Origin of the sequence: Bradyrhizobium campsiandrae, assembly GCF_014529705.1 — a bacterium.
Lineage (GTDB): Bacteria > Pseudomonadota > Alphaproteobacteria > Rhizobiales > Xanthobacteraceae > Bradyrhizobium > Bradyrhizobium campsiandrae.
The window spans coordinates 1-5935 of record NZ_JAANIH010000127.1; the positions used below are offsets into that span (position 1 = coordinate 1).

Consider the following 5935-nt stretch of genomic DNA (forward strand, 5'->3'; position numbering starts at 1 on the left):
GGCATCTACGCCGCCGGCACGTTCGGCTGGCACACCATCCAGATCGGTACGTTCGGCATCATTCTCGCCATCGCGGGCACTTTTGGCGCCTGGCTCGGCGGCAAGCTTGACGATTCCCTCGGACCGAAGCGCGTCATCGCCGGCAGCATGCTAATCCTGCTGCTCTCGGTCGCGGCGATCCTTTTGGTCGACCAGGACAGCGTGCTGTTCGTCAAGGTCGCGCCGCCTGTGCCGGGCGGGCCGTTGTTCGGCGCGGCTGCCGAGCGGGCCTATATCGTGCTGGGCTGCCTGATCGGTGCCGCCGGCGGTCCGCTTCAGGCGGCCTCACGCACGCTGCTGATCCGGCTCGCGCCGAAGGATCGCATCGCGCAGTATTTTGGCCTGTTCGCGCTGACCGGCAAGGTGACGTCCTTCATCGGTCCGCTGCTGATCGGCGTGATCACCGCGGCCACCGCGAGCCAGAAGGCCGGCATGGCGGTGTTGGTGGTTTTTTTCGTCACGGGGTTTGCGCTGCTGACGCGGGTGCGGGGGTAGCAACACTCCGCTGTCGTCCCGGTGCAGGCCGGGACCCATAACCACGGGGAGAAGTTGCTGCGCGAGTTGGTCACTCCGAGTCCTCGCAAAACTATCGCCGCAGCGTATGGGTCCCGGCCTGCGCCGGGACGACCCGTTGAGAGTTCAGTGCACTAAAACGTCAGTGCCTGAAATGCCGCGTGCCGGTGAACACCATGGCGATGCCGTGCTCGTCGGCGGCCTTGATCACCTCGTCGTCGCGCATCGAGCCGCCGGGCTGCACCACGGCGGTGGCCCCGGCTTCGATGCAGGCGAGCATGCCGTCGGCAAACGGGAAGAACGCATCCGACGCCACGACCGAGCCCTTGGTCAGCGGCTCGGCGAGCTTCAGCTCGTTCGCCGCATCCTGTGCCTTGCGCGCCGCGATCCGCGCTGAGTCGACTCGGCTCATCTGGCCCGCGCCGATGCCGACGGTGGCGAGATCCTTGGCGTAGATGATGGTGTTGGACTTGACGTGTTTTGCCACCCGGAAGGCGAACTTCAGATCGCGCATCTCGGCGTCGGTTGGTGCGCGCTTGGTCACGACCTTGAAGGTCATGTCGTCGACGACGGCATTGTCGCGGCTCTGCACCAGGAGGCCGCCCGCGACCGTCTTGGCGGTCAGGCCGGGCGCGCGCGGATCGGGCAGGCTGCCGGCGAGCAGCAGGCGCAGGTTTTTCTTGCCGCCGATGATGGCGATGGCCTCTTCGCTGGCGTCAGGTGCGATGATCACCTCGGTGAAGATCTTCGTGATCTCGCGCGCGGTGTCGGCATCGAGCGGCCGGTTCATGGCGATGATGCCGCCGAAGGCGGAGGTGGAATCACAGGCGAGCGCCTTGCGATAGGCCTCCACCAGATTCGCGCCTTCGGCGACGCCGCAAGGGTTGGCGTGCTTGACGATGACGCAGGCCGCGGTGCGCTTGGTGTCGAACTCGCCGATGCACTCATAGGCCGCATCGGTATCATTGATGTTGTTGTACGAGAGCTCCTTGCCCTGGAGCTGCCGAGCGGTCGAAACGCCGGGGCGCTTGTCGGGCGTGGCGTAGAATGCCGCGGTCTGATGCGGGTTCTCGCCGTAGCGCAGCGACTGGATCAGCCTGCCACCGAAAGCTCGGAAGTCGGGCGCGTCGATCTCGAGCTGGCGGTTGAACCAGTTCGAGATCGCAGCGTCATAGGCCGCGGTGCGCGCATAGGCCTTCGCGGCGAGGCGCCGGCGCAGCTTCAGCGTGGTCGCGCCCTTGTTGGCGGCGAGTTCGTCGAGCACGGCCTTGTAGTCGCCGGCCTCGACCACGACGGCGACGTCGTCATGGTTCTTCGCTGCGGCGCGGATCATCGCGGGGCCGCCGATGTCGATGTTCTCGATGCAGTCCTCGAAGCTGGCGCCTTTGTCGACGGTCGCTTCGAACGGATAGAGGTTGACGACGAGCAGGTCGATCGGCGCGATGCCGTGGGCCTTCATCGCCTCGGCATGCTCCTTGTTGTCGCGGATCGCGAGCAGGCCGCCATGCACCTTCGGATGCAGCGTCTTGACGCGGCCATCCATCATTTCAGGAAAGCCGGTCAGGTCGGAGACGTCCTTGACCTTCAGGCCGGCGGCGGCGATCGCCTTGGCGGTGCCGCCGGTCGAGACCAACTCGACGTCATGCGCGGCAAGCGCCTTGGCGAACTCGATCAGGCCGGATTTGTCGGAGACGGAGAGAAGGGCGCGGGTGACGCGGCGGGGATGGTCAGTCATGAGCAAGATCCTCTGTTAAGCGAGTGTCTATGCCCAGGCGCGCGGCGAATATGTGTCGCGCTTCCCGATGGTGCTCCATCCAAGGTCGCCAGTCGCGCGAACGAGCGCTCGATAGCAGCTTTTGGCGCCGCTCTCAACGGTTAGATAGGGCCGGATCGCTGCTCTTTACAGCGGAAGTTCCGGCTCGCGCCGCGCGTTGCGGCGGGCATTGGTGACCGCCGGTGAGGCGGTCGAGCGCACAAAGCTCCAGCGGATCGAGGGCGCCTGGCGGGCATCCTGGCGGATCACGATCTGGGCGGTGCGGCGCGGGCCGTCATTGCCGGCCAGGAACACGCTGTCCTCGAGGTCGACCTTGTCGTCGAGCGCCTCGAAGGTCCAGACGTCGCGGTTCGGCAATACCAGCATGACGCCGCGGGCATCCGACAGCCGGCTCGCCTTGACCGCCGGATGCAGATGGAAGCGCAGCGCGAAGTCGGCGTCGGCGCCCTTGAGCCGCGCGCCTTGCGGCGGCGACAACGAGTCCTCGCCGTCGATCCGCGCGCCGTCATTGGCGACCATCAGCACCCGGCGGTGGATCACGCCGAACTTGGCGAGATAGCCGTCATGCGAGGTCGTCAGCAGCGTGCCGCCCTCGACGATTTCGCGATAGCTCTCGACCTCATGGGGGCCGCTGATAACAGGCGCGCCGTGCAGCAGCCGCTTCATCGCCGACATCTCGACGAACTGGCAGGACGAAGTGTCGTGATAGGTCAGCGTCGAATGCGCCGCGGTGCCGCGCGCAAACGGCCGCCAATTGTCGCGGCCCGTGGTCGGCATGCCGCAATTGGTGACGATGCGGCTGATGCCGGACGACAGTTCGAACGACAGGCAGCCGGCATGCGCGTCGTGGCTGACGCCGGGCGGAGGCGGCGGGCCGGTGTCGATGATCAAGGTGGTCGGGCCGGCATCGAGGCGCTGGAAGCCGGTATGCGGCATGTTCGCCATCGGTGCGCCATGGGTGTCGTCATAGGCGAGAAGTGTCGCGAGCAGGTCCGACGGCGTCGCGCTCATGCCGTTGAACAGAGCGAAATTGCCGTCGCCGTGGCGGAAAAAGCGCAGCATCGGCATCATGCGGTCGATCGCATTCAGCAGCGCCGGCGGTGGTGCGATGTTGCGCGCGGCAAAGGTCTGTCGCAGCGGCAACAGGTCGATCAAGAGCTCGATCAACGCACCCGGGTTGCGCGAGATGTGGCCGCCATCGGGGAGAATCTGCCGCTGCAATTCGTCGGAGAGCTTCTTCGACGCGCTACGGATATGGCGGGCCTGGTTGGCGAGGCAGAGCGTCGTGTAGCACAGCGCGATCTGCACCTGGAGCTTCGGCACCCCGTCGGGGATGTTGACCATGGCGAAGCGCAGGAAGCGGATCTCGCGCGCCAGCGCGCGCAAGTAACGGCGGTAGAACTTGTTGTCGGTGTCGTTGAGCACCAAGGGTGCCTGCGACAGCAGCGAGATCACGCGCCGCGCCAGCACGTCGGCACGACGGGCGACGGGGCGGCGCTTGTTGGCGGGGTTGCTGATCCAGTCCTCGACCAGCGCGCGCGCATTGGCCCGGGTCAGCGCAGTGTCGGCGGCGCGCAGGTGCCGCAGCCAGCCGAAGCCCAGCAGCGCAACCTCCCAATCCTCCGACGGCGGATCGAGATCGAAGATCGAGCGGCCATGGCAGTTGACGATCTTGCCGGCGAAGACGAAGCGTCCGGCATAGATCTCGGCGGCGCGCGTTGCGTCGGCAGTGCGCAAATCATGCGGCGCGATGATCAGCCGATCGGTCCGGCCGGGCCAGACCCGCGACAACGCAACGGAACCGCCGCTCGCGCGCGCGAGCATGTTCCGCGCGAAGCGGTTCATGACCAGCGTCGAGATACGTCTGCGTTGAGCGACCGACACGCCTTGCCTTGAAGGGGGAGAGGATTCCGACGAATCCTTATTAATCCCAAAAACGGCCGGCTGACACCACCTTGAAAGGTCGCGAATCAGTCCAGCGGTAGCAAAATCCGGTGCAAAATCAGGATTTAACGAGTCGAGCTGCAAAAAATCCGTCGAGCCCGCCGAGCTTCGGGTCGGCGTGCGGCAAATGGCTCGGCAGGGTCCGGAGATCGCCATCGGCGGTGATGATCTCGCTCAGCCCGGAGACTTCACGGGCCTCGATCGGCACGCGGCGAAGCGCAGGCTCTGCGGCCAGCAGCGCGGCGATCGCCTGCTCGCCCTCTTCGGGTTCCAGCGAACAGGTGCAGTAGACCAGCGTCCCACCTGATTTGAGCAGCGAGACGGATTTCTTCAGCAGCCGTTGCTGCAAAAGGGTCATCGCGGCGACGTCTGATTCCTGCCGCAGCCAGGCGACGTCGGGGTGTCGGCGGATCGTCCCTGTCGAGGTGCAGGGCGCGTCGATCAGGACTCCATCGAAGCCTTCCGCCGGCCCCGCCCATTCCACGGCGTCAGCGACGACGGTCTCGGCCTGCAGCGACAGCCGGCTCAGATTTTCGCGCAGGCGCGCCACGCGGGCCGGCGAGCGGTCGAGCGCTGTGACTTTTGCACCGGCATGTGCGAGCTGCGCGGTCTTGCCGCCGGGCGCGGCACAGAGATCGGCGATGGACTTGCCCTTGATATCGCCAAACAGCCGCACCGGCAGCGCGGCGGCGGCGTCCTGCACCCACCATTGTCCTTCGGCGAAACCGGGCAGCATGGTCACCGAGCCATGCAGGAGCGTGCGCACCGATCCGGTCGGCAGCACCTCGCCATGCAGCCGGCTCGCCCATTGCGCGGCGTCGGACTTCACGGTGAGATCGAGCGAAGGCTCGTGACCGAGCGCGAGCGCCATGTCGCGCGTGGTCGCCTCGCCGTAATGCGCGCTCCAGCGCGCCAGCAGCCAGGGCGGCAGGTCGAGCGATTGCGTCGCGACCTCCTCGACCAGCGCCTGGCCCTCGCGCGCGCAGCGGCGCAGCACGGCGTTGACGAGGCCGGCATAGCGCGCGGCGCGCCGGTCGGATTGCACCAGGCGAACCGAGAGATCGACGGCGGCATGGTCGGGCACGTCCATCCAGAGGATCTGGGCGGCGCCGATCAAGAGAGCGCTCTGCGCGCGCGGCGCATCGGACGGGATACCCTTGTCGAGCAGCCGCGACAGCACATGGCCGAGTGTTCCGAGGCGGCGCAGGATGGTTGCAACCAGGCGCCGCATCAGCGCGCGGTCGCGGTCGGCCAGCGTCTTCAGTCCGGGATGGGCGCCGGAGCCGTCGAGCTGGTCGTCCAGCGTGCGGTGCTTGTGCAGGACGCCGTCGACGATGTCGGCAGCGATCCGCCGCGCCGCAAGACCGGGCACTTCGGATGGAGGGGCAAAACGTTGAGATGGCATGCGGACGTAAGGTTCTGAGCGAGCGGCAGTTCCGCCGCGATGGCGCATGCCTTGAACAACTGCATCTGTGGCATGCGAATATGCCAAATGTAAGAATGGCCTCTGGCGATTTCAGCCCTTGGCTGCCATTTCAGCAATGCGTTATTGGACGTCGCCGCGATGACCCTTTTGCAGCAACGGCTGCTGAAGAAATCCGTCTCGCTGCTCAAATCAGGTGGGACGCTGGTCTACTGCACCTGTTCGCTGGAACCCGAAGAGGG

General features: G+C 66.3%; 4 protein-coding genes, 1 pseudogene and 1 riboswitch. Of the genes and pseudogenes, 2 read left to right on the forward strand and 3 right to left on the reverse strand.

What is annotated here, in order from left to right; translation table 11 throughout:
• Positions 1-534 (forward strand): MFS transporter (locus G8O24_RS41970; protein ID WP_188108339.1); only part of this gene is annotated, 534 nt, incomplete at its 5' end.
• A gap of 160 nt (positions 535-694) precedes the next feature.
• Here G8O24_RS41970 and purH read toward each other — a convergent pair.
• The 3 genes from purH to G8O24_RS41985 all read right to left on the reverse strand — a co-directional run bounded on the left by purH (position 695) and on the right by G8O24_RS41985 (position 5675).
• A complete protein-coding gene (gene purH / locus G8O24_RS41975; RefSeq protein ID WP_188108340.1) occupies positions 695-2287 on the reverse strand; it encodes a bifunctional phosphoribosylaminoimidazolecarboxamide formyltransferase/IMP cyclohydrolase in 1593 nt (530 codons plus the stop codon).
• A gap of 24 nt (positions 2288-2311) precedes the next feature.
• Positions 2312-2393: riboswitch (ZMP/ZTP riboswitch) on the reverse strand.
• Between the two features lie 59 nt (positions 2394-2452).
• Positions 2453-4171 (reverse strand): heparinase II/III family protein, encoded by a 1719-nt coding sequence (locus G8O24_RS41980; RefSeq protein WP_188108341.1) that lies wholly within the window; start codon positions 4169-4171, stop codon positions 2453-2455.
• A gap of 157 nt (positions 4172-4328) precedes the next feature.
• Positions 4329-5675: an RsmB/NOP family class I SAM-dependent RNA methyltransferase gene (locus G8O24_RS41985; RefSeq protein ID WP_188108342.1), complete on the reverse strand. Its 1347-nt coding sequence runs from the start codon at positions 5673-5675 to the stop codon at positions 4329-4331.
• A 147-nt stretch (positions 5676-5822) separates the two neighbouring features.
• On the opposite strand from G8O24_RS41985, the pseudogene G8O24_RS41990 reads away from it, so the two are divergent.
• Positions 5823-5935 (forward strand): annotated as a pseudogene (locus G8O24_RS41990) (hypothetical protein); the annotation flags it as partial.